Below are 25,407 nucleotides of genomic sequence, written 5' to 3' on the forward strand. Positions count from 1 at the left end.
TTAAACTCTTGTTTGCCTATACCACTTTCATGTTTAGATAATACCATATCACCGACTTGGATATCTTCGATACGCTTTAATCCTTTATCTGTAGTAATACGAGTTCCTGCAGGGAAACAAGCATTGTGTTTGGTTTCTGCTTTAGTCATATTGCAATTCCCCTAATATTCATCATCTCTATAAGGATTGCCAACCCCAATCCCTGCCAAAATCTCAATCTCAAACCCCTCCATCTCGTCCTGCTCGGCTTGCCCAAGCTCGTGGTCAAAGCCGAGTAAGTGCAATACACCATGTACGATAAGGTGCGTCAAATGCTCGTCCACCGCTTTGCCTTGCTTATCTGCCTCACGCACCACGACCTCATGGCAAATCACAAGCTCGCCCAGTGGTATATTATTCATCATCACACAGACATCGCTCGGTATGTCGCTTGGGTAGGATAAAATGTTGGTGGCGTAGTCTTTGCCCCGAGCGTCAAGGTTTAGCTCACGCCCCTCAGTCGTGCCACAGATATAAATATCCAAAGATTTTGGCAAATCTATCCAGTTTTGAGCAGGTAGCTCATCAAATGGATAATAGGGTAACGCCAAACCGTGCGTGATTTTGTCATTCATCACCGTTAAGGCATGATTAAAAATCTCTGTAATTTTTATTTCATGATAAATTGGCAACTTAGCAAGACCTGCCACATCATCGGCAAAACTGAGCGTTATCTCATTCATCATTGCCGTCCTTGCCACCTTGACCGCTTTTGTCGTCTTTTATGCTATTTAAAAAGGACAAGGCGTTTAACGTACGGTTTAGCTCTTGTTCTTGACGCTGTTTTTTGCGGATTTCGGCTCGCTCACTCTCGATTTTGCTTTCCACCGCATCATAAGCATCATAAGCGTCAATGATTTTTTGCACCAGATGATGACGCACCACGTCTTTACTGCTAAACTGCGTGATGTGAATGTCCTCAATATTTGCCAAAATCTGCAACGCCACCGCAAGTCCCGACTTATGACCACGGGGCAAATCCACCTGCGATGTGTCGCCTGTGATGACTGCACGACTTCCAAAGCCAAGCCGTGTTAAAAACATTTTCATCTGCTCAGGCGTGGTGTTTTGGGCTTCGTCCAGTATCACAAAGGAGTTATTAAGCGTCCGCCCACGCATATAGGCAAGTGGGGCAACTTCGATGATTTGGCGTTCTAGGAGCTTACCCACCTTTTCAAAGCCAAGCATTTCATACAAAGCATCATACAGAGGGCGGAGATAGGGGTCAATTTTTTGGGTCAAATCACCCGGCAAAAAACCTAATTTTTCGCCCGCTTCCACGGCAGGGCGAACAAGCAAAATTCGCTCAATCTCGCCACGCTCTAACATGTCCACCGCCACCGCCACGGCAAGGTAGGTTTTGCCCGTGCCAGCAGGACCTACACCAAACGAGACGTCGGAGAGCAGAATATTACGCACATATTCGGCTTGGTTGTGTCCTTTTGGCGTGATTTTGCCCTTGCGAGTCGATAGGCTCACAGGCGTGTGCGTTTGGGTGGTGGTCTCTGGATTTCGGGCAAGGCTTGCTTGGATAAGTAGGTGCAAGTCTTCTGGGGCAATGTCGTCTGATTTTTTGGCAAGTTCATAAAGCTCGCCCAGCACATATTGGGCGCGCTCCACTTGGGTCAAATCGCCTGTAAGTATAAAGTCATTGCCACGATTGACAATGCTAATATCAAGGCGGTCTTGTAGATATTTTAGGTGCGTGTTGTATTCGCCAAGCAGGGTGCGAAGCTCAAAGGGGGTCAGTTCAAAACTAAGGGTGCGAGTTAGGCTCAAATGGGTTTCCTTTTTAAAATAAAATGGGCGTTATTAATCATGCTTTGGAATATGATTTCGGGATAAATGCGGTTGATTAATCTTAATATGCACCAATTCTGCATTTTAAAAATCATGCTTTTGTAGGGGCGTGCTGAGCAAGCCTGTTGATATACCCCAAATTTAACAATACCAAAACAAAAATCATCAAGACTTATATGCTTTCAAAAAATAAAAAATCAAGCCGTAAAATAACATTCAAACAACAAAAAACCCTTTTCCAAAATAGAAAAGGGTTTTTAAATATGGCTCCCCAACCTGGGCTCGAACCAGGGACACACGGATTAACAGTCCGATGCTCTACCGACTGAGCTATTGGGGAATGGTGGGTCGTGCAGGATTCGAACCTGCGACCAATTGATTAAAAGTCAACTGCTCTACCAACTGAGCTAACGACCCGCTAAGCACAAGGCTTATTCGGTCATCTAGGATAATGGTGGGTCGTGCAGGATTCGAACCTGCGACCAATTGATTAAAAGTCAACTGCTCTACCAACTGAGCTAACGACCCTTATCACTAAACGTGGTGCGTATTATACAGGTAAATTTTGATACGTCAAGCGTTTTTTATGAAATTTTTAAAAATTTAACAAAATAAAAGGCTTTTGGGGCTTTGGCATTGCTTTTTTGGGGGCGGTTGCTTAAAATTAGCCAATCATTGATGAAATTGAGTTATTTAAAAGGTAATCTTATGCAATCTGTCCAAGTCAAACTCCTAAACCCCAAAATCGGCTCTGACCCTAATTTCCCCCTGCCCACTCGTGCCACAGACGGCTCGGCAGGCATAGACCTAAGAGCGTGCATTGATGAACCTTTGGTTATCAAAGCGGGCGAGACCAAACTCATCGGCACAGGGCTTGCGATATATATCAAAGACTCCAATTTTGCAGGGATTATTTTGCCACGCTCAGGACTTGGGCATAAGCATGGCATTGTGCTTGGTAATCTTGTTGGTCTGATTGATGCTGACTATCAAGGCGAGCTGATGGTGTCAGTGTGGAACAGAAGCGATAGCGATTTTACCCTAAATCCTGCCGAACGCATGGCTCAATATATGGTGGTGCCTGTGGTACGTCCAAGTTTTGAGATTGTTGATGAATTTAGCGATGACAGCGAGCGTGGTGCAGGTGGGTTTGGTAGCTCTGGGATTAAGTGATTGATTTTATTGGTAATTGATAAATTTTTACAACTATTTGAAAGGAAGATGCCATGCAATACAAAGCCCCAAACCACAAATCCCTAACCCTAGACGAAGCCAAACACACAAGCGAGGTCATCACGACCGCTCTGCCTTATATTCAGCGTTATAAAGACAAACTTATCGTGGTTAAATACGGCGGTAATGCCATGACCGACCCTGTGTTAGAAAGTTCTTTTGCCCGAGATATCGTCCTACTAAAAACAGTCGGCATTCATCCTGTGGTCGTGCATGGCGGGGGTCCGCAGGTGGATAATCTCATGAATGAGCTTGGGCGTGAGTCCGACCGCATAGACGGCATGAGAGTTACCGACAAAAACACGATGAACGTGGTGGAAATGGTGCTGGGCGGTAGCGTAAACAAATCTATCGTCAATCTTATCAACAAGCACGGCGGACAGGCGATTGGCTTGACAGGCAAAGATGCCAACCTTATCCGTGCGGCCAAACTTGCCATGACGGATAAAGATGGCAATCCCATTGATTTGGGCTTTGTTGGTGAAGTCGCCCACGTCAATACAGATGTCATCAATATGCTAATCCATAGCGACTTTATCCCTGTCATCGCCCCACTAGGCGTGGACGAAAATGGCGAGACTTATAACATCAATGCCGACCTTGTGGCAAGTAAAGTCGCTGAGTTTTTAAACGCAGAACGCCTGCTTCTGCTCACCAACATCAAAGGCGTGCTGGATAAAGAAGGCAGTGTCCTAACATCGCTGACCCCCACCGATGTGGATAATCTCATCGCTGATGGTACGATTAGCGGGGGCATGATACCCAAAATCGCAGGAGCATTGGATGCGGTCAAAGCAGGGCTTAGAAGTGCGACCATCGTGGACGGGCGAGTGCCACACGCTTGTTTGCTTGAAATCTTTACCGAAGAAGGGGTGGGTACGCAGATTTTAAGGGAAGTTTGAGTTTAAATCAGGCAATTTGCATTTGGCGTAGGGTGGGAAAAACCTGCCATTTAAAATGTAAGTCATTCAATTTATTGGATTTTACAATTATAGTCTGCCAACTTTGAAATAATACTGTGTCAAACTCGCTCGTAGTACTACTTGTACAACTTCGCTCGTTTTCCTTGTCTTATTTCAAATTTGTTTGACTATAAAATCCAACTTGTAAAATAAACTTGCCAATGACAATCATAATACAAAAAAAGGTGGGCTTAGCACACCCTACACCGCTGTTATCTACCTAAGGAAATTCTTCGCTAGGATAAGGCATATAAATCTGATAACCGTATTTTGCTGTAATCAAACAGCCATTATCCAGCCATTCAACTTTTAAATTTTGATAATCTGAAAAGTTTTCATCAACCACCATCATCACACCTCTCGGCAAAACCTTACCATTAGCAAAAGGCGTTAAGAAAAACCGATGGTAATCATGGCTAGATAACCAAGCGTTATAGTTAGTGCCATTGGTCGCTACTGACAACACCAAAGTATCAGATGGATTTTTCCATTGGTATAAGGTGTCAGATGAGCGGTTACTCAGGATGATAAAAACAATCCCTGCTAAAAACCCAGCCACAAAGACAAAACACTTCGTAAGATTTGTTTTCACTGTCAAGCCTTTCTAAATAATCATTAGAGTAAACCACATTCAATCAACAGGATTTAATTAAATTCCTCCACCCACTCACTCTCATCAAAACCAATCAGTGCCACATCATCGCCCACGACTATCGGGCGTTTTAGTACACTAAGATTGTTCTTAACTATCTCATACATGGCGGACACATCGCCACTGGTTAGTACCGTTTTGGTCTCATCATCAAATTTGCGGTAAGTAGTGCCTTGCTTGTTGATGACTTTTTCGCCAAAGGTTGCCACAAATTTGGCGAAGTCATCTTGGCTTAATACCGACTTTTTATAATCAAAAAACTCATGCGTTATGCCATTTTGATTTAAAAAATCAAATGCTTTTTTCATGGTGTTGCAGTTTTTTATGCCATAAATGGTCGTCATGGGGGTGTCTCGCTTTACAAAATATTGGCAAATTATAACAAAAATCGGCTATAATAGCGTGTTAAATTTTTTATTTTTGAGTTAGCCCATCATGAGTCTAAACAATTACGATTTTAAAGCCATTGAACAAGCCCAGCAAGCCAAATGGCAAGCTGATAACCGCTACCACACCGACAATAACGACAACGGCAAGCCCACCCGCTATATGCTCTCCATGTTCCCCTATCCAAGCGGTAAGCTCCACATGGGACACGTTCGCAACTACGCCATTACGGACGTGTTGTCTCGCTACTACCGCCAAAAAGGCTATGATGTCATGCAGCCGATGGGCTGGGACGCTTTTGGCTTGCCTGCCGAAAACGCCGCCATTGACAACGAGGTTGCCCCCCATGCGTGGACGATGTCCAATATCGAGCATATGCGTGGGCAACTAAAATCGCTAGGTCTTTCCATTGACTGGTCTCGTGAGTTCGCCACTTGCAATCCTGACTACTATAAATGGGAGCAATGGCTATTTTTACAGCTTTACAAAAAAGGCTTGGTATATAAGAAGCTATCCACCGTAAACTGGGACCCTGTGGACAACACCGTCCTTGCCAACGAACAAGTCATAGACGGTCGTGGCTGGCGGTCGGGGGCGGTCGTTGAAAAACGTGATATTCCGATGTATTATTTTAAAATCACCGACTATGCGGACGAACTGCTTGACGATTTAAAACTGTTAGAAAACAAATGGCCAAAACAAGTCCTAACCATGCAACACAACTGGATTGGCAAAAGTCATGGCATGGAGCTTGATTTTACCTATGAGTTAAACGGACAAGCGGACAAACTCACCGTCTTTACCACTCGCCCTGATACAATCATGGGCGTAAGCTATCTTGCGGTATCGGCAGAGCATCCGCTTGCCCAATATGCGTCTCGCCAAAACGAAAAAATTGCCGAATTTTGCAGGTTGTGCAAACAAGGCTCGGTTGCCGAAAGCGAACTTGCCAAAGCCGAAAAAGTGGGCATGGATACAGGGCTATTTGCCAAGCACCCTGTAACAGGCGAAGATGTGGCGATTTGGGTTGCCAACTATGTACTGATGAGCTACGGCTCGGGGGCGGTCATGGGCGTGCCTGCTCATGATGAGCGTGATTTTGAATTTGCCAAAAAGTATAATTTAGAAATCAAGCCAGTCATTGAATTTAAAGGCAAAGAATACAGTACAGACGCATGGCAAGACTGGTATAGCGACAAAAATGGCGTGTGCGTAAATTCAGGCGTACTTGACGGCATGGATAAAGACACTGCGAGTGCCAAAATCCTAGAAGTCGTGGGCGATAAGGCAAACGCCACCATTCAATACCGCCTGCGTGATTGGGGCGTATCTCGCCAACGCTACTGGGGCTGTCCGATTCCGATGATTAACTGTCAGTACTGCGGAACGGTGCCTGTGCCTGAGAGTGATTTGCCTGTGGTGCTACCTACCGATGTCGTGCCTGACGGTCGTGGCAATCCCCTAAAATCAATACCCGAATTTGTGAACTGCACCTGCCCAAAATGCGGACAACCTGCCGAGCGTGAGACCGATACCTTTGACACCTTTGTGGAGAGTAGTTGGTACGCCCAACGCTTTACCACGCCCCACGATGACACCCAAATGGTTGGTAGACAAGGGGCGGACAAATGGCTGTCGGTCAATCAATATGTGGGCGGTATTGAACACGCCATTTTGCACCTATTGTACGCTCGCTTTTTCCATAAAGTCATGCGTGATGAAGGCTTGGTTGGCGGTAGTGAGCCGTTTGAGTGCTTGCTCGCTCAGGGCATGGTGCTGGCAGGGACGTTTTATCGTGAAAAGGCGGACGGCTCAAAAAGCTACTATTTCCCTTATGAAGTGGAAGTGCGTGGCAACGAAGCGGTGCTGATAGCGGACGGCGAGCCTGTTACCATTGGCAAAATTGAAAAAATGTCTAAGTCCAAAAACAACGGCGTGGACCCGCAGACCATTATGGGCGAATACGGAGCGGACACAGTACGACTGTACACCATGTTTACCGCCCCTGCTGACCAAACACTAGAATGGTCAGACTCTGCCCTAAAAGGTCCTTATAATTTTGTCAAAAAAGTATGGCGACTTGCCGATGAGCATTTGACTGCGATTGGTAACGTGGAAAAATCCGCCCTAGATGTGGCAAACCACAGCCTATCCAAATCCGCCAAAGCCCTACGCCGTAAGACCCATGAGACCATTGCCAGAATTGACACCGCCTTGGGCGAGCATTTGGCTCTGAACACGCCTGTATCGTCCCTTATGGAGCTTGCCAATGACATTGGAGCGTTTGATGTAGCAGACGGTGGCGATTTGGCGGTACGTCATGAAGCGATTATCACGCTTTTGACAATCCTATCGCTATACGCTCCGCACGTTGGCGAGCATTTGCTAGAAGTGTTTGGGTTTGACAGTCGCACGCTTACCTTCCCAACGCTTGATAAATCGGCTCTCGTGAGCGACAGTATTGTCATGGCGGTGCAAGTAAATGGCAAAGTGCGTGGCGAGATTGACGTACCGACAGGCACGGACAACGATACCATTAAACAAATGGCTCTATCGCATGAGGGCGTTGCCAAATTTATCACAGGCGAACCCAAAAAAGTGATTGTGGTGCCAAATAAACTTGTAAGTGTGGTTGTTTGATTGTGTTTAAATAGATGTGTGGGGTAAATAATTCGCCCCACACGTCCAATCCATTTTATTAAAATTATCCATTGCATGATTTATTATGCCAAAAACCAAACTGTTTAGCCTATTATCCAACATTGCCATTTTAGCCAATTTGATCGTGGGATTTTTGCAAATTCATTGGGCGGTGATTGTCGTCTTTATCGTCATTCATGCCGTGCTTCGACTGGGCTATTTAAAGGCAGAAAGCGAGAGTGCCGTGCGTGATGAAAATACCACCCAAACCAGCATTGCCCCGCCTGTCGTGCGTAATATCGCAAGTGTGATTACGGCGGTGATTTTGGCGGTGGCGATTTATTGGGTAGGCTTTGGTGTGGCGTATTTTGTGAAGTGATTTGATACAAAATGATTTAGAAAAGGACAACCATGCCAAAATTTTTAACCGCTCCATTGTTAGCATTAGCCGTCTTGCCTGCCCTAACTTTATCGGGGTGCGGATTTGCCTTGCGTGGGACAGGCGAGAGCTTGCAGATAGCCCCTGCTTATCAGACCGTACAGTTAAGCCTAGATGACAGCCAAGAAAACTTGCACCTAAAACGAGCCATGACCAAGCATTTGGAGCTTATGCACCTAAAAACAGGGCTTAGCACCAACCAAATCCGTGTAGATAACTTGCGGTTTCGCCGTTATGAGCTGGTCGGCACTTTGACCGAGATTCGTCTGGTGCTAAGTGCGGACGTCAAAATCACCGTTGGCACAAAAACCACCACCGCCCCCATGCAAGTGGAGCAAAGCTATCAATATAATGAAGCGAGCGTGGTAACGCTTGACCAACAGGGCGAAGAGAGTAGGGGTTGGCTCTATGACCAGCTAGGCGAACGCATTGCCGAGCGTTACCGAGCCATGGCACGCTAAGCGAGCAGACCGTGCAACAGCGATTTTTACCGCTTTTTCATCATCTCAAAAACGACAACACCACGCCCACACAGGGGCTGTGGGTCATGCACAGTGATGAGCCACTTCTGCACCAATGGCTCATTGACGCCTGTCGCCCCCAATGGTCGGCAAATAACCAACTCATCAAACGCATGGAGCTTTCGTCCGCCAAATCATGGCTGGACGTGGTCGCCGAGCTAAATGACTTATCGCTGTTTGGTGACAGTACCGCCTTGATAGTTACAGGCAATCACAAGCCCGACACTAAGGCAATCGCTCGCCTTACTGCCTTTGCTGATGACGTGGCAGGCGGGCATAGCCATAATCATCTCATCTGGTGCCTGCCCAAGCAAGACAAAAAATCACTTGCCACCAAAGCCCTAAAACTCTTTTATAATCAAGGGCTTATCATTGACGGCAATGTCTATAATGAGTCAGTGCGTACCGACATTTTGACCGCCAAAGCCCAAGAGCTGGGGCTAATCCTAAGCCCTGATGCGTGGCAAATGCTCCTATCGCACACTGAACATCATCTGTTGTCGGCATATCAGACCTTGTGGCGGACGTCCTTTTTATACACGCATGGACAGATGATTGGCGTGGACGAGCTAGAACGGTCGCTTGTGGACGGGGCGGATTTTACCGTGTTTCATCTGTCGGATACCATACTTGCAGGAGATGCCCAAAAAAGCCTTGCTATTTTACATCACCTAAAACGCACCGACACCGCCCCAAGCATTGTACTGTGGGCGATTGCCAAAGATGTACGGCTGATTCTGCAAATTCAGGCAGGTAAAGCCCCAAGCGAGCTGGGTATTTGGCAAAGCAAGGCATACATCTACGAGCAGACGGCACGGCGACTGCACGGGCAGGGCGGACAGTGGCTGTCCGATGTTTATGCCATTGATAAGGCAATCAAGGGCGTGAGCGATAAAGACGTGTGGCAACTGCTGACCGATTTGGTGCTGTCGGTGTGTGGGGTGGGGGCAAGGCAAGGGTAAATGGCGGACATTATTAATTACAAAACGTTACCATTTTACCATAAAAATTTATAAAAAATACTTAGGGTTTAATTGTTGTTTAAAACAAAAATTTTATAATGACTGTTGGGTTTTTAAAAATTGCATTGGCTATACTTGGATTTTTTAAGACAATTTTTAAGATAAATGTAAATTTGACAAAATTAGAACTAAATGAATTGTTTAAAAATTAATCATAACATAGGGCAAATTGTTATTTATTCTGCAAGCCTATCATTAACCATGTCAAATTTAAAAACTTTATTTTTTGATAGTAGTCCAAAAAGTATGCCAAACTAGGTTTTCCGTTCGCCCTGAGCCTGCCTGCGGGTAGGAAAACCGTTATGGGCAGGTATAGCTCACCACGAACGGTTTTCTTTGTAGCATACTTTTTGAACCAAAGCCTATTTTTTTATCAATATTAATTAACCATTTACCCATTTTTAAAAATACCAATTTTTTTAAAATTAATCTCTATTCTGCTATTTTTTTTGGAAAAAAACCATGTCCACCGCCAAAAAATCCAAATTCTCCCTAAAATGGCTTATCATCGCCATTATTGCCATTGTACTTATTATCCTTGCCTATTATTTCTTTAAACCCAAAGAAGCCCCACCGTCCTATCTGACTGCCGATGCGGTGATGGGCGACATTGAAAACACGGTCATGGCGTCAGGCAAGGTCAAGCCCATTTACAGCGTGGACGTGGGGGCTCAGGTGTCAGGGCGGATTGTCAAGCTGTATGTGGACGTGGGCGATGAAGTCAAAAAAGGCGACCTAATCGCCCAAATCAACCAAGTAGAACAAAAAAACACCGTCTCAAATGCGGGTGCCAATTTGCAACAAGCCCAGGCGAGCCTTGCCCAAGCTCAAGCAAATCTGGCGTCCAGTCAAGGTAATGTGGCAAGCTCAGAAGCCACCTTACAAGCACGCCTTGCCGAACTCAAAAAAGCCGAACAGTCTTTTGCTCGCTTGGAGAGTCTTTTAAAAATTGATGCAATCAGTCGCCAAGATTATGACGATGCCCAAAGTGCGGTCGAAGTCGCTCGTGCCAACGTGGACGTGGCAAGGGCAGGTGTGCAAAACGCCAAAAATGACGTTGCCACCGCACAGGCGAACATCCAAAGCCAGCGAGCCAGCATTAACAAAGCCCAAAATGACCTATCCACCGCCACCGAAGATTTAAGCTATACCACGATAGTCGCCCCGATGGACGGTACGGTTGTTTCTGTTACCCAAAAAGAAGGGACAACGGTGAACGCCATGCAGTCCGCTCCGACCATTGTCACGCTTGCCGACCTTAGCCGTGTCCGTATTAACGCCCAAATTAGCGAGGCGGACGTGGTAAACGTAAGTGCAGGAATGCCTGCTCGCTTTAATATCATTGGTAATACCCAGCAGCAGTTTGACACCACGCTGGCAGGGGTTGAGCCTGCCCCCGAGAACATCAGCACGACCAGTAGCACGGACTCGGCGGTGTATTATATCGGTTATTTGGACGTGGATAATGCCGAACGTAAATTTCGCATTGACATGACCGCACAGATCAATATCATCACCAATTCAGTCAAAAACGTACTCACCATACCGTCATCTGCCCTAAAAGGGGGCAGGGGCAAATACAGCGTGCAAGTGGTCGGAGCGGACGGCATAGCTAAGCCTGTGGACGTGCAAGTAGGGCTAAATAACCGTGTCAATGCCGAAATCAAATCAGGGCTAAACGCTGGCGATAAAGTTGTGATAGGCGAAGCAAGCGGTCAAGGACAAGGTGGACAACGCCAAAGCCGCCCACCGATGATGAGATGATTGGGAGAAAATCATGAAAATCCCACTTATACAAATCAAAAATCTCGTGCGTGAGTTCCCTGCTGGCGACACTAATATTCGTATTTTGCACGGGCTTGATTTAATGCTTTATCAAGGCGAAATGGTTGCTATCATCGGGCAATCGGGCTCAGGCAAATCCACGCTCATGAACATTTTGGGTTGTCTTGATAAAGCCACGAGCGGAAGCTATACCATTTTTGGTAAATCTGTGGACGACATGGACTTTGAGGAGCTTGCTAAGCTAAGACGTGAGCATTTTGGTTTTATTTTTCAGCGTTATCACTTGCTTGGCGACATCAACGCCCTTGATAATGTTACCGTTCCTGCCGTCTATGCGGGCATGAACACCACTAAAAGACGTGAGCGAGCCACCGAGCTCCTTACCCAATTGGGCCTAGGCGAGAAAACCACCAACCACCCCAACCAGCTCTCAGGCGGTCAGCAACAGCGTGTCTCTATTGCAAGGGCATTGATGAATGGGGGCGATATTATCCTAGCGGACGAGCCGACAGGGGCGTTGGATAGTGGCTCTGGCAAGGAAGTGATGAACATCTTGCACCGCCTAAAAGATGACGGACACACCATCATCATGGTAACGCACGACCCAAGTTTGGCAAGCCAAGCCGAGCGGGTGATTGAATTAAAAGACGGGCATATCATTGCTGATTATTATACCGATAATGCCAGAAATCAAGAACAGCAAGATAATAATCACAATACTCAAAACACCGCCACAAGCAAAAATACCTTTGGCTCAAAAAACGCCCTATTTGGCGTGATAGACCGCCTAAAAGAAGCCTTTAAAATGTCTATCTATGCCATGAAAGCCCATAAAATGCGAACGCTTTTAACCATGCTTGGGATTATCATCGGTATCGCCTCTGTGGTGTCTATCGTGGGGCTTGGGCAAGGCTCACAAGCCAAAATCCTAGCCGACATCAACGCCCTAGGCACCAACACCATTACTGTGATGAACGGCTATCCGTGGGGCGATGCCAGACGGCGGTTTGGGCGGGACAATCTGACTGTGGCGGACGCCCAAGCCGTAGCCGATCAGCCCTATGCCGTGTCGGTCAGCCCCATGGTAAACAAATCGGTCAATATCCGCTACCAAAACCAAGACACGACAGGCACGGTAACGGGCGTGGGTAAGGACTATTTATCCGTTACGGGCGAAAAATTGGCTATGGGGCAGATGTTTGATGAAACCAGTGTCGCCACGTCCGCCCAAGATGTCATCATCGACCAAAACGCCTACAAGACCTATTTTAATAACGAAGGCAATCCCATCGGGCAAACCCTGCTCATCGGCAACGTCCCTGCCCGTATCGTGGGCGTGTTGTCCGAAAAAACATCGTCCTTTGCCCGCACGAGCAACTCGCCCACCGTCTATCTGCCTTATACCACCGTCATGTATCGTATGCTTGGCAAAAACACCCTTGACCGCTTTGTTGTACTTATAGATGATGACACGCCGTCCGCCATTGCCGAGACTGCCATTTCTGAGCTTATCAAATCACGGCACGGCACGGACGATTTTAACATCATGAACACCGACAGTATCAAAGAAACGGTGCAGTCCACCACCACCGCCATGACCATGCTCATCTCGTTCATTGCGATTATCTCGCTCATCGTGGGTGGTATTGGCGTGATGAACATCATGCTTGTGTCCGTGACCGAACGCACGAGCGAGATTGGCGTGCGTATGGCGGTTGGGGCAAGGCAGTCGGACATCATGGGGCAGTTTTTGATAGAAGCGGTATTGGTGTGTATCTTGGGCGGTGTCTTAGGGATTTTACTTGCCTTTGGTGTGGGCAGTCTTGTCAATAAATTTGGGGGCGACAGCGTGGGTGTGATTTACTCGCCCCTATCTATCGTGGTTGCCTTTGTCTGCTCAACGCTCATTGGTGTGGTGTTTGGCTTTTTACCCGCCCGTAATGCGTCAAGACTCAACCCTGTGGATGCGTTGGCTCATCATTGATTTGGATTTTAGGGCTGTTTTTTAAAATCCATGTGCTATCAAGGGCGAATGGGTTTGTCTTGATAAATCAAGTGTTTATGTAAAAGTGAGAATGAAGTAAAATGCCACTTTAAACATAAAAAGTGGCATAAAATCATAAAGTCAGCAAATTTTTAAATCTCAGCAAGCATTCGCCCAGCAGGTAGGGCAAAATAGCTTAATATCCCATCACAGCCTGCCCGTCTAAATCCAATAAGGCTCTCCAAAATCACCGCTTCGGTGAGCCAGCCATTTTGAATGGCCGCCATGTGCATGGCATACTCGCCCGAGACCTGATAGGCAAAGGTTGGTACGCCAAAATTGTCTTTAACTTCACGCACCACGTCCAGATAGGGCTGACCGGGTTTTACCATGACCATGTCCGCCCCCTCGGAGATGTCAAGGGCGACTTCATGTAAAGCTTCGGCTCGGTTGGTAGGGTTCATTTGGTATTGTTTTTTGTGTCCTTTTAGGTTGCCTGATGAGCCGACCGCATCACGAAAAGGTCCATAGTAGGCGGAGGCGTATTTGGCGGAATATGCCATGATGGCAGTATTGACAAAACCCTCTGCTTCTAAGGCATCACGCATGGCACGAATGCGACCGTCCATCATGTCCGATGGCGAGATGACGTCCGCCCCTGCCCGAGCGTGGGCAAGTGTTTGTTTAATGAGTGCTTCGGTGGTGATGTCGTTGACCACATAGCCTGACTCATCAATAATGCCGTCTTGACCGTGTGTGGTGTAGGGGTCTAGGGCGACATCGGTCATGACGATAAGCTCGGGGCAGGCGTCCTTGATGGCAGAGACGGCACGCACGGCAAGGGTATCTACGTCGTAGGCGTTATCGCCATTGGGCGATTTTAGGGCAGGGTCAATCACAGGGAAAATATCCACCATTCGCACGCCTGTTTCATACAGCTCTTTACAATGCCTGATGAGTAGATCAATGGATAATCGCTCGATATTTGGCATGCTTTTGATGGCTTGGCGTTGGTTTTGCCCTTCGATGACAAACACAGGGGCGATGAGATGGCAAGGTTTTAGATGAGTTTCGGCGACCATCTCACGAATGCCGTCCGAGACACGCAAACGGCGTAGGCGGGTGTGGGGAAAGGTGCGGTTAAAGGTGTAATTTGACATATTTTTGACCTTGATAAGCTTGACAAAGATATTAAAAGATAGCAAGATAATTATACACCTTTTTGTTAGGATAAATCATGAAACGTTTTAAATTTTCCCTATTGGCACTATTATTGTCAAGTATCACAGTCCACGCCAACGACAGCACGGGCTATGTGGGCGTAGGCGGGGCGTGGTACATCAAAAATCTCAATATCGCCATGAAAAGCGAGGATTTGTACATCAGCAAAGACATCATCAAAGTGGCGTACGAATTTAAAAATTTGACAAACAAGCCAATCTGCTAAACGGCGCTGTTTTCCTTGCCAAAGATGAGCATTCAACACGATGGGGATTTTGCGGACACAGAGGAGACGCTTAACGGCTTTAAAGTGTGGGCGAAACCCCAAAAATGCACGTGCGAGCCTTTTTATATAAAGGACATGATGAGCAATCAGAGCTTGATGTGACGGTCGCATTTAGGCAATGCGGTTTTTCGGATAAAGAGATTTTGTCTGCGTATCATCATGTCAATTATGATGAAAGTTTGCCCAATATATACGCCAAAATCCGAGCCTGCAAACACCCAACGCTATATCGTCTTATCACCGAACAAGACACGCATTGGAAGTTGCAAGCAATCTATGAATGGACACAAACATTTAAAGCCAATACTGTCACTCGCATTAACCACAGCTATCGCCCCATGGTGGATGGCGGTGTCTTTTTCGATGAAAGTCTAGACAGTAATTTTTGTTTGGATAAAGCCACTCGGCAAAACTTGGATAAAAAAGCAGGCACGCACCCTTTGTCTTATTCGGCGTTGGGCTATGTGCTGACCACGGGGGCGAACTGGGCAAAGCCGATTGAGCGGTTTAAACTCACTGCCGAGCGTGATGGCGATGAGATTGTGTCGTTTTGTTGGGCAGGTAGGGGCAAAGTGAAAAAGTGGGGCAGGGCAAATTTGAAGTGATTGAAAATAACTTTGTGCCAAAACAAGACATTGATGTGGCGTTTATTCAGGTTAAATAAACGGCAATCGGGTAAGTGTAGGCTTACCCGATTTTTATCAATTTGCCTTTATAAATGAATGCCAAGCAAAAACCCTTCTCTAATCGCTCGTTTGGCGTCTAGGCGCTCGGCATTTTTTGCTCCGCCAATGATGTGGTAGTGGGCTTTGGGGGTGTCGCCCAGCTTTGGCATGAGATGATTCAGCGACTCTTGCCCCACGCACAGCACCACACTGTCCACACGGAGCAGTTGGGCTTGTCCATTGACCGTTATCCATAAGCCTTCATCGGTGATTTTGTCGTACGTTGCCCCTGCGATTTGGATAACGCCGGCTTGCTCGATGACCGCTTTGTGTACCCAGCCGGTGGTTTTATTGAGTCCTTTGCCGAGCTTGCCTTCACTGCGTTGGAGTAGATAAATTTGGCGGTGGCTTGGCGTGGGAGCAGGTTTGGCAAGTCCGCCTTTGCTGTCATAATGTGGCTCGGGGTTTACGCCCCATTGAGCAAAAAACTCATCAGGGCTTTGGGTGGTGGGGCGATAAGTGGGGTCATGCACGTCTTTGGCAATCACGCCCCCATGTGCCAAAAATTCTGCCACGTCAAAGCCGATACCGCCTGCCCCCAGTACCGCCACTCGCTCACCGGCGACCTTTTGCCCCGAGAGCAGTTCGGCATAGGTCATGACCTGTGGCAAATCGGTGCCGTCAAATCGCACTTTGCGTGGCACGACCCCTGTGGCGATGACGATGTCGTCAAAGTCGCTATTTTTTAAAAATTCATCGCTAACATCATGACTTAATTGAACTTTTATGTTTAATTTTTCTATCATGTTGCGATAGTAGCGAATGGTCTCAAAAAATTCTTCTTTACCGGGGATAACTTTGGCAAAATTAAACTGACCGCCAAGCGTGCTGTTACGCTCAAAAATGGTCACGTCATGTCCACGTTCGCTTGCGGTAACGGCAACTGTCATGCCAGCGACACCGCCTCCGATGACGGCGATTTTTTTAGCTTTTTTGGTGGGGCGAATGTCGTATTCGCTCTCAAAACACGCTCGTGGATTGACCAAGCAAGTCGCTCGCTCGCCAGCAAAAGTGTGGTCAAGGCAGGCTTGATTACAGCCGATACAGGTATTAATGAGATGAGCATTGCCAGTTTGGGCTTTTTGCACCCACGCACCGTCCGCCAAAAAGGGGCGTGCCATTTGTACCAAATCCACTTGCCCATTTGCCAACATCGCCTCTGCCGTGTCAGGCATATTTATGCGGTTCGCCCCGATGACAGGGATATTAATGGCATCTTTGACCGCTTGGCTAAACCGTACAAACACCGCTCGTGGCACGCTTGTTACGATGGTGGGGATACGAGCCTCATGCCAGCCGATACCAGTGTTAATGAGCGTGACCCCTGCCGACTCCAACCACGTGGAAAGATTGATGACGTCCGCCATGACTGCACCGTCTTCAACGAGCTCGAGCATAGACAAGCGAAAACTGATGATAAAATCACTGCCAACCGCCCCACGAATCGCCTTGACGATGTCTAGGGCAAATCGGGCTCGGTTTTCTAAGCTGCCGCCATAATCATCGGTGCGTTGGTTGGTGCGAGCGGATAAGAATTGGTTGATAAGATAGCCTTCGGAGCCCATGATTTCCACGCCGTCATAACCTGCTTTTTTGGCAAGTTTGGCGGTGTGGACGTAGTCGTCTATGGTTGCCTTGATGTTTTTGGCGGACATTTGGCGGGGCTTAAAGGGCGAAATGGGCGACTTGATGGGGCTTGGGGCGACCACAAAGGGCTGATAGCCATAACGTCCGCTGTGTAGGATTTGTAAGAGAATTTTGGTGTCGTGCTTATGCACCGCTCGGGTTACTCGGGCGTGATGAATGATGTCGGCGGTGCGGTTGAGTGTTCCGCCAAAGGGGATGAGCCAGCCTTCACGGTTGGGCGAGATACCGCCTGTGATAATCAGGGCAACACTGCCCTTGGCACGTTCTTCAAAATAGCGGGCGAGCTTACCATAATTAAAAAATCTGTCTTCAAGCCCTGTGTGCATCGACCCCATGACCATGCGGTTTTTTAGGGTGGTAAAGCCCAAATCTAGCGGACGAAAAATGTGCGGATAGGGCGTGTCATCGGTGTGAGTGGGGGTAGGTTTGCCTTTAAAAAATGTGGTCATGGCTGTCCTTGTGCTATTGATACAAGCGATGGCTTGGTGTATTGTAGCACAAGGCGTTCTAAAGCGTGTGTTTTTGATGTTAAAATGACTTAACGGTCATCTTAACATTTTGCCAATATTGAGTTATTTTACCGCTTTAAAGTATAACGCTTGACCTTGGCTGTTAGAGAGTATCAGGTCGGTAGCACTGACTTTATAATGCGTGAGCGTGGGTAAGACTTGCCCCAGTATCTGCTCTAATCTCATGTCAGGGCATGCCATGCGAGTGGACGCCACCGAGCTGATGTGCAAGGTGTTATCATGGATGTTGCTGATGCCAAACATTAGGGTGTTACACCCTGCATGAGCACTGGCTTTGGCAGGGTCGGTCAAATCAAGTGTGGCGACAGATCTGCCTTGATAATCCACGCCTTGTACGGCGGTCAGTTGCCATTCTTGGTTAAGCTGGCTTGTCGTATTAGGCTGTAATCCGTGGGAGACATCTGTGGTTTGGGCTTGGGCGGTGGAATGGGTAGCTGTGCTATCGGGCATGGCAGAACAAGCACTTAGTAGGACGGTGATGATAAATAGAGAGGTTGAGCGTTTCACAAAAAGACCTTTGGTAAAAATTTTATATCGCTAATTGATGATATTTTTGGATGGATTTGTGGGGAAAATTACAATTTGCCCTATGTAATGTCTTGATTTTTGGGTATTATGTTCGCTCCTGTACGTCCAGTTTTTAGAATCATCTTTATTGAAAAATACTTATTATAATCCTTTAAAAACAAAAAACCCAAACATATGTTTGGGTTTTGTAAATAATGACTCAATCAGTGATGATGACCGCCCACACCGTGTGCATGACCGTGAGCAATCTCATCGGCAGTGGCTTCACGCACATCAACCACCTCAACATCAAATGTCAAAGTCACACCAGCAAGCGGATGGTTGCCATCCACTACCACCACGTCGTCATTCACGTCTTTAACAGTTACAAGCATGACATGACCGTCGTCAGTTTGTGATTGGAACTGCATGCCAACTTCGATGTTGTCAACACCTTGAAAATTTGCCCGTGGCACTTCTTGGACAGCCTCGCTAAGGTACTCGCCATAAGCGTCTTCGGGGGCAACAGTCACGGTAAACTTATCGCCCACGCCTTTGCCTTCCATTTGGGCTTCAAGACCGGGGATGATGTTGTGGTGACCGTGCAAGTAGGCAAGCGGTTCGCCATTTGATTTATCAAGCACGTCGCCGTCGCTGTTGGTTAGGGTGTAGTTGAATCGTACAACGGTGTCATTTGCAATCATTGACATGAAATTTTCCTATAAAAGTGAAAAATGTTTATCGGTAAATGGGGTGTCGCTACCGATAATCAAGGACTATTATAGCAAAGTTTTGGCAAATGTTGGGCATTGGTTACAAAAATCTTTTAAAAGTCGATTAAAGCAGATTTAAATCAATTTTGTTATAATGACGTCAGTTGATAATATGTTGTTTAACAATGTTTGTTATCTCTTGCATTTACAATTTTAAAATATTTTTAAACAACACCACCAATTTTGATGAGTTTAATAAGGTAAATACAATGACACACCTAAATACAACCTCTAATTTGCCAAAGACGGATAGCGAGCAGGATGTTGCCATTCATTATGTGCTTGACTTTACCCGATGTCATGAGCATTTGATTGATGTCATCATGAGCTTTGATGTGGCGGACATTGAACGCTCTAATGACGGGCTTAGTTTGTGGCTACCGACTTGGATAGCAGGCAGTTATTTGGTGCGTGAGTTTAGCAAGAACATCACTAAAGTCATCGCCTATGATGAAACAGGGCGGGCGTATCGGGCAAGCAAAAGTGCCAAAAACCGTTATGAATTTGCCGACATCGGGCAGGCGGGGCGGATAACGGTGCATTATGAAGTGTACTGCCATGATTTGTCGGTGCGGACGGCATTTGTCGATGACAGCCGACTGTTTGGCAATTTTACATCGCTTCTTTTGATGGTGTCAGATAATGAACGGGCATCTGCTTGTGTGCATTTGCATGTGCCACAGAGTTTTTTGGCAAAAAATCAAGGCTCATCGCTCGCCTGCGGTCTGCCCCATGTCGTGCGTGAGCATGAACAGGGGGTGGGGTATTCACTCGCTCCCAAAGAAGCCTTTGAATATTATGATTATCCCTTTGAATTTGGGGTGCAGTCGCTGTTTGACTTTACGGTGCAGGTGGCGGACAAAGGGGTGGCTCATCGCTTTTTTATCGCAGGGCGACACCGTGCTGATTTGACAAGGTTGTCGGCGGATGTACAAAAGATTTGCCAAAGCTATGCTGACTTGCTAGGTGATGTGCCTTTTACTGACTATACCTTTATGACGATGGTAACAGGCAGTGATTATGGTGGGTTAGAACATATCAACTCAACCGCCCTTATCACGCCACGCACCGATTTGCCTGTGGGTGAGTCTGATGTGCCAAGCGAGTCTTATCAGCGGTTTTTGGGGCTATGTAGCCATGAGTATTTTCATGCGTGGTGGGTTAAGTCAGTGCGTCCTGATGTGATGATGGACAGTGATTTACAAACAGAAACCTACACGCCCTTGTTGTGGGTATTTGAAGGTTTTACCAGTTATTTGGATGATTTGATGTTATTGGTCTCAGGCGTGATTGATAGGGCAAGTTATTTTAAACTCATCACCGCCCAAATCAACCGCTATTATAAGACAGACGGTCGCAGACACCAAAGCGTGGCGGAGTCGAGCTTCGATACATGGATAAAGCTGTATCGCCCTGATGAGAACACCGTCAATCAGAGCGTGAGTTATTATAACAAAGGGGCGCTCGTGGCGTTGTGTTTGGATTTGAGTTTGTTAAAGCATTCAGGGGGCAGATACCGCCTGTTTGATGTCGTCAAAGCCTTTTATGACAAATCCAAACAGAGCGATGATAAACGGTTTGGCATGACCGATGAGAATCTTAGCGATGTCATCAGCTCTATGATGGGGGCGGACGCATGGCAGGACTTTTATCATAGCTATGTCGTGGGTACAGATGAGCTACCCCTTGTGTCACTCATGGGCGAGTTCGGGGCGGTGTTAGACAGTCAGCAGACCCAGACGGCATGGGGTATGAGCGTGGATGAGAATTCGGATGGTCTTAAAATCAAGCACCTACACCGTGGCAGTATCGCCAGTGGTGCAGGGCTGTCGGTGGGCGATGTCATCATCGCAATAGACGGCATTCGTGCCAGTGGTGCGGGCATAAAATCGGCACTGACCCATGCCAACAGCGTGGTGGTGCATGCCTTTCGCCGTGATGAACTTCGCACCTTTACCGTGACCTGTGGCACGCCAACACGGCATGAGAGTGTGTCGGTGCGTACGGCAGACTATCAAGAAAAAGGGTGGCTTGTTTTTGATAAATGGCTCAAATCATAAAGTCTTAGATGGTGAGTTGCCCAATCAGCCCCGAAGTATTTGTGTTAGCTCGTCATGGCTGATGTGAATGTGTCTGCTTTGACCGACGGCTAAGTTACCAACATGCCAGCCGAGCTTATCACTGCCGATTTGTAAGCGGATAAGTCTTAGGCAGGGCAGACCGACATGGGCAGTCATACGGCGGATTTGGCGGTTTTTGCCCTCAAAGATGGTCATCATAAGCCATGCGGTGGGGATATTTTTACGCTCACGAATGGGCGGATGCCTGTTCCACACGTCAATGGGTAGGTTGTCACCATCTAGGTGTAGGATATGGGCAGGCAGGGTTTTACCGTCTTTTAGGGTTATGCCTGTACGCAGGGCGTGAAGTTGGTCATCAGTTGGGGTGTGTTCTACTTGCACCAGATAAGTCTTGCCCCATGATTTGGCTTTGCCGTGCGTGGGCGGTGTGGTGATGAAATGGTTGAGCGTGCCGTTATCGGTGAGAACGAGCAGACCTTCGCTGTCTTTGTCCAAGCGTCCTGCCACACGCAGACTTTTGTCATCAAAATAGTCGGCAAGGGTCATCATCTGGTCATGGTCTTTGCGAAACTGGCTGTGGACATTGTAGGGTTTGTTAAATAGGACAACGATAGGCATGATTTGGTATTCTTAAAATAAACATAAAAGCCCAACATGACTGACATGTTGGGCTTTTATTTTACCACGTTTTTGCTAAAACCGATTATTTGTTCTCGGCAGAGCCTACTGCTGACTCTGGTGCTGTGTCAGCAGTAGGCTCTGCTGTCTCGGCTGTCGTATCAGCAGGGGTTTGTTGTGCTTCTTCTACGGCAGTAGCAGGGCTGGTCGGTGCATTGCCAACAGCAGCGATTTGCTCGCCGTCTTGGATGAGTGTGAACTCGATACGACGGTTTTGGAAGCGACCTTGTTCGGTGGCGTTGGTTGCTACAGGGTGGTCAAAACTTGCCCCAAAGGTCTCCAAACGCTCATCAGGCACGCCCTTAGAGACTAGGTAGTCATGAACGGCTTTGGCACGTTGCTCGGACAAAGTTTTGTTGTATTCATGTGAAGCATTGCTGTCGGTGTGACCGGTGATGGTTAGTCTGGCGTCAGGCAACTTAGCAAGTTTGGTGGCTGCCAGGTCAAGGATTTCTTTATTTTCAGCAGGAATCTCACTTGAATCATTGGCAAAGTTGATGATTTGTAGGTTCAATGCACGCACTAGGTCGTCGGCGGTAGAGGTGTCGGGCAGACCTGAGATGGCATTTTTGGCGGTGTTAATGCTGTTGCTCACCGCACTAGCAACGTCAAGTTGTGGCTCGGTTTCGACCACAAAGTCGGCAGGAACGAGTGCTTTGGTGCCATCGATGAGTTTGGTGATGTCATCGGCGTTAGCCGCGTTAAAACGGATGGTTTTGTCGCTAATGCTGACACTAGAATTTGGCACGCCTTTCATAAGTTTGAAAATACCTTCTAGGTGTTCGCCAGCAGGCAAGCTATCTGCCACGTTCGAGCTGACATTGAGCTGACATTTGTCATCGGCGACACCGAACACGCCTGATAGGGCGGTGCGAATATTAGCAAAAACACCTTCACTGCCTGCTTCGCCACGGCAAGAGTAGATGCCTTGACCTGTCTCATCGGTGGCAAAGTTAAGCGTGGCAGGGGCTAAGTCTGCGAAGGCAACAGCAGCAGGGGCAGTCTCGGCAGGGGGTGTGACAGGTGTCGCCACAGGGGCTGGCTTCTCTTGGCAACCACGCAATAAGAGCCATGCCAACCCTGCAAAAATCACCAAGCCGATGATGGGTAGTAGGGCTTTCATAAAGCTGCCTTCTTCTTTTTTGATGGGCTGTACTTGACCATTTACATGGGCGGTAGCAGGGTCTGAGACTTTTTCGGTGGTTGGTGTAACTGGTGTCGTAGGCATGCTTGTGGCATCGGCGGTAATGCCTGCCAACGACGTTGCACCCAAGGCACCAGTACCTGTCAGTAGTCCTGCTGGCAGTAATTTTTCTGCCCAATTAGGCAAAACTCCAACAAAATCATCTGCTTTTTCTTGCAAGAAAATGGCAAGAGAGTTTGAACCTGCTAAGGTGTTCAGTTCGTGCACTATGAGTGGTGCGGCAGCGTTGGTTAAGGCTTCTGTGGTGGTATGTGACAATCCATGCTCAGAAGCAAGCTCGTTATTTAAGGTACTCACTTGACTGGTGCCTTGCGTGTCTTGGACGACAGTATTTAGAACATGGTTGCCATCTTCGAGCTGTTCAGGAGTCAGTGCTTGCACTTGTGAGGCGATGTCGGGGTTGGCAAGATTGACACCAAACAGCCCAAACAATCCTGTCAATGCATTTCTTTTGGCAGTGTCATCGCCACCATGCTCGCCAATCAAGGATAGGACTTTGGGGGTAACGATGGTTTGTAAATGGTCGATCAGATTCATAAAAACTCCTTACTCATGTGTCAATTAAAAATTGACGGATTAAATTAAAAAAGACTGATATTGATTTTAATCAAAATAATTAACATAAAAACATTCTACGTTAAAATCATCATAAATACGATAGTGGCTTTACAAATCATTTAAAAAAGAACAATAATGCAACAATTTTATAAGAAAATCATACCATGAGCTGTGTCAAAATTTTAAAAACAGCCTTGCTAAATGCTTAGGGCATGTTGAACATTGATAACATTTTATAAAACAAGATGAAATTTAACGTTTTAAATCAATTTTTGCATGAAAATAGCTATCCGACCACTTCATTTAAAAAATTAGGTTAAAATTCTTAAAAATTTACCTAGTTAAGTGGTCGGATTGTTTTTCATAATAAAAACTTGCTTGATAGAACAACCATCAGTCTCAAGTTTTTTTCTTGAAAAACGTGCGATTTTTCTCATTTTTCATGGCAAATACCAATATTCAACACGCCCTAATTAAAAATGATAAATTATTGATTAGACTTCCTGCAAAACCCAAAAATAAGGAAAACCGTTCGTGGTGAGCTTGTCGAACCATAACGGTTTTCCGCCACCCCTCAACAAGCTCGGGGCGAACGGAAAGCCTAGTTTTGCAGGAAGTCTATTGTTTTTTATTTTTAAAAGTGAATTTCCTTGCTTTATAATAAGGTGTACCTACCATTAGTAACATTTTATTTAAATTAAAAGACAAGATGATTTTTATAAAAACATGAAAAGCACCACAAAAACTAAATCTCTAAGGCCTAAACCATAATAAGCCCAAATCGCAAGATTTTGGGCTTATCTTTAGAGTTAAATAAATTAAAATTAGTAGCTTAGCTCGGCACGGCGGTTTTGAGCCCATGATGCTTCGTTTGAGCCTGTGGCGACAGGTTGCTCTTCACCAAAACTTAGAATCTCTACATTGGCAGTGTTCACGCCTTTGCTGGCAAGATAGCTACGTACAGCAGCGGCACGACGCTCGCCCAAGCTCATGTTATATTCACGAGTGCCACGCTCATCGGTATGACCTGCGATTTGCACGCGTGCACTTTGATTAGCGTTCAAGAATTGGGCTTGTTGGTCTAGAATGGCAGCGGCATCGGTACGGATGGCGTCAGAATCAAAGTCAAAATGCACCACGCCTTGCATGTTGCGAGCAGCGTTTTGGATGGCATCTGAGTTATTGACCAAAGCACCACCAGTATAGCCACCGCTCGCACCGTAACCACCTAGGGGGGCAACAACTACTTGTGAGTTTGGCTTTTTGCTGGCACAGCCTGTCACCATAAGGGTGCTGGCAGTCAAAGCCAATACAAGGGCTTTTGAGATTTTAGAAGTAAGCATAAACGCTCCTTAATTGAAGAATTATAAAACCATTTTGACGATTGTACCATTTTACCACAGTTTGCTACTTAATGACAATTTGCAAAATCATGTGAGAAAATCATGCTCTATAACAGACCTCCTGCAAAACCCATTCTATGCTAAAATACCTCAATGAACTATGAAGCCTCCACACACCTATCCGACACCAAATTCAAACGCTTAGTTGGCATTGAACGCAGGGTTTTTAATGAAATGCTTGCTTGTTTAGAGCAAGCACAAGCTGCTGTACATCAAAGAGGCGGTAGAAAACTTAAAATCAGCATGCCCAATTTGTTAATGGCAACCTTACAGTATTTTAAAGAATATCGCACCTATGAGCAGATAGCCGCTGACTTTGGCATCCATGAA

The 25,407-nt window shown here is 46.6% G+C and carries 24 protein-coding genes and 3 tRNA genes; 12 read left to right on the plus strand and 15 right to left on the minus strand.

All coding sequences use genetic code 11. From position 1 onward, the window contains the following. From K941_RS18125 to K941_RS0108885, 6 genes are all read right to left on the minus strand, one after another. Positions 1 to 149, minus strand: a 149-nt coding sequence (locus K941_RS18125) for a Hint domain-containing protein (RefSeq protein ID WP_208854370.1), incomplete at its 3' end; no start/stop codon positions are given. Positions 150 to 161: 12 nt separating this feature from the next. Then, the gene (ybeY, locus tag K941_RS0108865) at positions 162 to 725 is read right to left on the minus strand and encodes an rRNA maturation RNase YbeY (protein ID WP_029103341.1); all 564 of its coding nucleotides are present in this window, start codon (positions 723 to 725) and stop codon (positions 162 to 164) included. Further along, positions 715 to 1,818, minus strand: coding sequence for a PhoH family protein (locus K941_RS15355; protein WP_051225985.1), 1,104 nt, complete (start codon positions 1,816 to 1,818; stop codon positions 715 to 717). The genes ybeY and K941_RS15355 overlap by 11 nt, the downstream gene beginning before the upstream one ends. A gap of 285 nt (positions 1,819 to 2,103) precedes the next feature. Beyond that, positions 2,104 to 2,179, minus strand: a tRNA-Asn gene (locus tag K941_RS0108875). A gap of 1 nt (position 2,180) precedes the next feature. Next, a tRNA-Lys gene (locus tag K941_RS0108880) sits at positions 2,181 to 2,256 on the minus strand. Positions 2,257 to 2,291: 35 nt separating this feature from the next. Then, positions 2,292 to 2,367: transfer RNA gene (locus tag K941_RS0108885), tRNA-Lys, on the minus strand. Between the two features lie 180 nt (positions 2,368 to 2,547). Here K941_RS0108885 and dut point away from each other — a divergent pair. Both dut and argB read left to right on the plus strand, forming a co-directional pair. Further along, positions 2,548 to 3,012, plus strand: a complete 465-nt coding sequence (gene dut / locus K941_RS0108890; protein ID WP_029103342.1) for a dUTP diphosphatase — start codon at positions 2,548 to 2,550, stop codon at positions 3,010 to 3,012. Positions 3,013 to 3,065: 53 nt separating this feature from the next. Then, positions 3,066 to 3,974: an acetylglutamate kinase gene (gene argB, locus K941_RS0108895; RefSeq protein WP_029103343.1), complete on the plus strand. Its 909-nt coding sequence runs from the start codon at positions 3,066 to 3,068 to the stop codon at positions 3,972 to 3,974. Positions 3,975 to 4,254: 280 nt separating this feature from the next. On the opposite strand, the gene K941_RS0108900 is transcribed toward argB, so the two are convergent. Both K941_RS0108900 and K941_RS0108905 read right to left on the minus strand, forming a co-directional pair. Beyond that, on the minus strand, positions 4,255 to 4,626 hold the full coding sequence (locus K941_RS0108900) for a hypothetical protein (protein WP_029103344.1): 372 nt from the start codon (positions 4,624 to 4,626) through the stop codon (positions 4,255 to 4,257). 53 nt (positions 4,627 to 4,679) lie between these two features. Next, positions 4,680 to 5,030 (minus strand): Spx/MgsR family RNA polymerase-binding regulatory protein, encoded by a 351-nt coding sequence (locus K941_RS0108905; protein ID WP_029103345.1) that lies wholly within the window; start codon positions 5,028 to 5,030, stop codon positions 4,680 to 4,682. Between the two features lie 91 nt (positions 5,031 to 5,121). Here K941_RS0108905 and leuS point away from each other — a divergent pair, with 91 nt between their 5' ends. From leuS to K941_RS0108935, 6 genes are all read left to right on the plus strand, one after another. Beyond that, on the plus strand, positions 5,122 to 7,713 hold the full coding sequence (gene leuS, locus K941_RS0108910) for a leucine--tRNA ligase (protein WP_036387988.1): 2,592 nt from the start codon (positions 5,122 to 5,124) through the stop codon (positions 7,711 to 7,713). 85 nt (positions 7,714 to 7,798) lie between these two features. Continuing rightward, a complete protein-coding gene (locus K941_RS15360; RefSeq protein WP_051225986.1) occupies positions 7,799 to 8,092 on the plus strand; it encodes a hypothetical protein in 294 nt (97 codons plus the stop codon). A gap of 32 nt (positions 8,093 to 8,124) precedes the next feature. Continuing rightward, entirely contained in the window at positions 8,125 to 8,613 is a 489-nt protein-coding gene (locus K941_RS0108920) for an LPS-assembly lipoprotein LptE (protein WP_036387990.1), read from the plus strand. An 11-nt stretch (positions 8,614 to 8,624) separates the two neighbouring features. Beyond that, entirely contained in the window at positions 8,625 to 9,635 is a 1,011-nt protein-coding gene (gene holA / locus K941_RS0108925; protein WP_029103348.1) for a DNA polymerase III subunit delta, read from the plus strand. Positions 9,636 to 10,157: 522 nt separating this feature from the next. Next, the gene (locus tag K941_RS0108930) at positions 10,158 to 11,459 is read left to right on the plus strand and encodes an efflux RND transporter periplasmic adaptor subunit (protein WP_029103349.1); all 1,302 of its coding nucleotides are present in this window, start codon (positions 10,158 to 10,160) and stop codon (positions 11,457 to 11,459) included. Positions 11,460 to 11,472: 13 nt separating this feature from the next. Continuing rightward, positions 11,473 to 13,464, plus strand: coding sequence for a MacB family efflux pump subunit (locus K941_RS0108935; protein WP_036387992.1), 1,992 nt, complete (start codon positions 11,473 to 11,475; stop codon positions 13,462 to 13,464). A gap of 152 nt (positions 13,465 to 13,616) precedes the next feature. On the opposite strand, the gene hemB is transcribed toward K941_RS0108935, so the two are convergent. Then, a complete protein-coding gene (gene hemB, locus K941_RS0108940) occupies positions 13,617 to 14,624 on the minus strand; it encodes a porphobilinogen synthase (protein ID WP_029103351.1) in 1,008 nt (335 codons plus the stop codon). A 77-nt stretch (positions 14,625 to 14,701) separates the two neighbouring features. On the opposite strand from hemB, the gene K941_RS18035 reads away from it, so the two are divergent. Continuing rightward, on the plus strand, positions 14,702 to 14,911 hold the full coding sequence (locus tag K941_RS18035; protein WP_051225987.1) for a DUF4424 family protein: 210 nt from the start codon (positions 14,702 to 14,704) through the stop codon (positions 14,909 to 14,911). An 86-nt stretch (positions 14,912 to 14,997) separates the two neighbouring features. Beyond that, on the plus strand, positions 14,998 to 15,576 hold the full coding sequence (locus K941_RS18040) for a DUF4424 family protein (protein WP_322782720.1): 579 nt from the start codon (positions 14,998 to 15,000) through the stop codon (positions 15,574 to 15,576). 107 nt (positions 15,577 to 15,683) lie between these two features. Here the strand turns inward: K941_RS18040 and K941_RS0108950 are convergent, their stop codons facing one another. From K941_RS0108950 to K941_RS0108960, 3 genes are all read right to left on the minus strand, one after another. Continuing rightward, complete coding sequence (locus K941_RS0108950) at positions 15,684 to 17,792, minus strand: NADPH-dependent 2,4-dienoyl-CoA reductase (RefSeq protein WP_036387994.1); 2,109 nt, start codon at positions 17,790 to 17,792, stop codon at positions 15,684 to 15,686. A gap of 123 nt (positions 17,793 to 17,915) precedes the next feature. After that, entirely contained in the window at positions 17,916 to 18,380 is a 465-nt protein-coding gene (locus K941_RS16450) for an META domain-containing protein (RefSeq protein ID WP_051225989.1), read from the minus strand. 224 nt (positions 18,381 to 18,604) lie between these two features. After that, positions 18,605 to 19,090 carry an FKBP-type peptidyl-prolyl cis-trans isomerase gene (locus K941_RS0108960; protein WP_029103353.1) on the minus strand — a complete coding sequence of 162 codons (486 nt, stop codon included), beginning with the start codon at positions 19,088 to 19,090 and terminating at the stop codon, positions 18,605 to 18,607. A 272-nt stretch (positions 19,091 to 19,362) separates the two neighbouring features. On the opposite strand from K941_RS0108960, the gene K941_RS15375 reads away from it, so the two are divergent. After that, positions 19,363 to 21,213, plus strand: a complete 1,851-nt coding sequence (locus K941_RS15375; RefSeq protein WP_051225991.1) for a M61 family metallopeptidase — start codon at positions 19,363 to 19,365, stop codon at positions 21,211 to 21,213. A gap of 24 nt (positions 21,214 to 21,237) precedes the next feature. Here the strand turns inward: K941_RS15375 and K941_RS0108975 are convergent, their stop codons facing one another. The 3 genes from K941_RS0108975 to pal form a co-directional block, all read right to left on the minus strand. Beyond that, positions 21,238 to 21,852, minus strand: coding sequence for a pseudouridine synthase (locus tag K941_RS0108975; RefSeq protein WP_029103354.1), 615 nt, complete (start codon positions 21,850 to 21,852; stop codon positions 21,238 to 21,240). 85 nt (positions 21,853 to 21,937) lie between these two features. Then, complete coding sequence (locus tag K941_RS15380; protein WP_051225990.1) at positions 21,938 to 23,653, minus strand: OmpA family protein; 1,716 nt, start codon at positions 23,651 to 23,653, stop codon at positions 21,938 to 21,940. 845 nt (positions 23,654 to 24,498) lie between these two features. Further along, complete coding sequence (pal, locus tag K941_RS0108990) at positions 24,499 to 25,017, minus strand: peptidoglycan-associated lipoprotein Pal (RefSeq protein ID WP_029103355.1); 519 nt, start codon at positions 25,015 to 25,017, stop codon at positions 24,499 to 24,501. Positions 25,018 to 25,170: 153 nt separating this feature from the next. On the opposite strand from pal, the gene K941_RS0108995 reads away from it, so the two are divergent. Beyond that, a partial coding sequence (locus K941_RS0108995) for a transposase family protein (RefSeq protein WP_029103356.1) occupies positions 25,171 to 25,407 on the plus strand: 237 nt, incomplete at its 3' end.

Origin of the sequence: Moraxella caprae DSM 19149, assembly GCF_000426885.1 — a bacterium.
GTDB lineage: Bacteria > Pseudomonadota > Gammaproteobacteria > Pseudomonadales > Moraxellaceae > Moraxella > Moraxella caprae.

Bases quoted from the DNA above. Each gene is read 5' to 3' on its own strand.
- ybeY (WP_029103341.1), bottom strand. From the start codon at position 725: ATGATGAATGAGATAACGCTCAGTTTTGCCGATGATGTGGCAGGTCTT.
- dut (WP_029103342.1), top strand. From the start codon at position 2,548: ATGCAATCTGTCCAAGTCAAACTCCTAAACCCCAAAATCGGCTCTGAC.
- argB (WP_029103343.1), top strand. From the start codon at position 3,066: ATGCAATACAAAGCCCCAAACCACAAATCCCTAACCCTAGACGAAGCC.
- K941_RS0108905 (WP_029103345.1), bottom strand. From the start codon at position 5,030: ATGACGACCATTTATGGCATAAAAAACTGCAACACCATGAAAAAAGCA.
- leuS (WP_036387988.1), top strand. From the start codon at position 5,122: ATGAGTCTAAACAATTACGATTTTAAAGCCATTGAACAAGCCCAGCAA.
- K941_RS15360 (WP_051225986.1), top strand. From the start codon at position 7,799: ATGCCAAAAACCAAACTGTTTAGCCTATTATCCAACATTGCCATTTTA.
- K941_RS0108920 (WP_036387990.1), top strand. From the start codon at position 8,125: ATGCCAAAATTTTTAACCGCTCCATTGTTAGCATTAGCCGTCTTGCCT.
- K941_RS0108930 (WP_029103349.1), top strand. From the start codon at position 10,158: ATGTCCACCGCCAAAAAATCCAAATTCTCCCTAAAATGGCTTATCATC.
- K941_RS0108935 (WP_036387992.1), top strand. From the start codon at position 11,473: ATGAAAATCCCACTTATACAAATCAAAAATCTCGTGCGTGAGTTCCCT.
- hemB (WP_029103351.1), bottom strand. From the start codon at position 14,624: ATGTCAAATTACACCTTTAACCGCACCTTTCCCCACACCCGCCTACGC.
- K941_RS18035 (WP_051225987.1), top strand. From the start codon at position 14,702: ATGAAACGTTTTAAATTTTCCCTATTGGCACTATTATTGTCAAGTATC.
- K941_RS0108950 (WP_036387994.1), bottom strand. From the start codon at position 17,792: ATGACCACATTTTTTAAAGGCAAACCTACCCCCACTCACACCGATGAC.
- K941_RS0108960 (WP_029103353.1), bottom strand. From the start codon at position 19,090: ATGTCAATGATTGCAAATGACACCGTTGTACGATTCAACTACACCCTA.
- K941_RS15375 (WP_051225991.1), top strand. From the start codon at position 19,363: ATGACACACCTAAATACAACCTCTAATTTGCCAAAGACGGATAGCGAG.
- K941_RS0108975 (WP_029103354.1), bottom strand. From the start codon at position 21,852: ATGCCTATCGTTGTCCTATTTAACAAACCCTACAATGTCCACAGCCAG.
- K941_RS15380 (WP_051225990.1), bottom strand. From the start codon at position 23,653: ATGAATCTGATCGACCATTTACAAACCATCGTTACCCCCAAAGTCCTA.
- pal (WP_029103355.1), bottom strand. From the start codon at position 25,017: ATGCTTACTTCTAAAATCTCAAAAGCCCTTGTATTGGCTTTGACTGCC.